The sequence below is a fragment of the Frankia sp. AiPa1 genome (assembly GCF_023243075.1).
GTDB lineage: Bacteria > Actinomycetota > Actinomycetes > Frankiales > Frankiaceae > Frankia.
Map to the genome: position 1 here is coordinate 1 of NZ_JALKFZ020000015.1, position 1,228 is coordinate 1,228.

General features: G+C 64.8%; 1 protein-coding gene. It reads right to left on the reverse strand.

Annotated features, from left to right (window positions below; translation table 11 throughout):
- Positions 1 to 29 precede the first annotated feature (29 nt).
- The gene (locus MXD95_RS04040) at positions 30 to 1,160 is read right to left on the reverse strand and encodes an RNA-guided endonuclease TnpB family protein (protein ID WP_250639163.1); all 1,131 of its coding nucleotides are present in this window, start codon (positions 1,158 to 1,160) and stop codon (positions 30 to 32) included.
- Positions 1,161 to 1,228: the final 68 nt, after the last annotated feature.

Consider the following 1,228-nt stretch of genomic DNA (forward strand, 5'->3'; position numbering starts at 1 on the left):
CCTGTTTCACTGACAGATGCCTCCCCGCTCTAGGAGCGGGGCGGTCTCACTCCGTCTCCGCAGGCGATCACGGCGAGCCCCGCCGCGAGTATGTTCCGTGCCGCGTTCACATCCCGATCGTGGACCGCACCACACCGGCAGGTCCATTCCCGAATGTTCAGCGGCAATGATGCGACCAGCGCCCTGCAGGACGAGCAGGTTTTCGAGCTGGGATACCAGCGGTCGACCACGACCACGGTCCGGCCATACCAGCCGGCCTTGTATTCCAGCATGGTCCGCAGGTCCCGCCAGCCCGCATCCGAAATGACGCGGGCGAGACTGTGGTTGCGGACCATGTTCCGCACGGTGAGATCCTCGACGACGATCGTTTGGTTTTCGCGAACGAGTCGAGTCGACAGCTTGTGGAGATGGTCCCGGCGCCGGTCCGCGATCCGCCCGTGCACCCGGCCAACCTTCAGCCGGGCTTCCGCCCGGTTCGCGGAACCCTTCTTCTTCCGCGACAGCTCCCGCTGCGCACGGGCCAGCCGGACCCGGTCGCGGCGTTCGTGCCGCGGGTTGGCCACCTTCTCCCCAGTCGACAGGGTGACCAGCGAGGTGATGCCCGCATCTACCCCGAGCCGCGCGTCCGATGCCGGCAGCATCTCCACCGGGCATTCCACCAGGATCGACACGTGATACTGGCCGCGGCTGTTCCGCGACACGGTGACCTGCGACGGGTCCGCACCGTCGGGCAGCAGACGGGACCAGACGATGTTCAGCGGCTCCGACTGCTTCGCCAGCGTGAGCCGACCGTTCCGGAACGAGAAGCAGTTCCGGAAGTAGGTCGCCGAATCGGCGGTCTTCCCCTTCTTCTTGAAGGTTGGGTAGCCGGCCCGCTTCCCCCAGAAGTTGACATAGGCGGTTTGAAGGTGCCGAAGCGTGGCCTGAAGGGGTCCCTTCGACGGCTCTGCGAGCCACAGTGTGTCCGGCTCGCGCTTCCAACCGGTGAGCATTTTGTCTGTCTCGGCATGAGACACCCGGTGCTTTTCGGTAGTCCACGCCCGGTGCCGTTCTGCCAGCGCCCGGTTGTACACGTAGCGCACACAGCCGAATGTTTTTGCCAGGTTTTCGGCCTGTTCCGGGGTCGGGTAGAAGCGATAGCGGTAGGCCCGCTTCACCACCCGCTTCCCCATACCTGACAGAATACATGAATCCGGCGTCACCGTGACGGCGGAGTTGATGCGCTAAC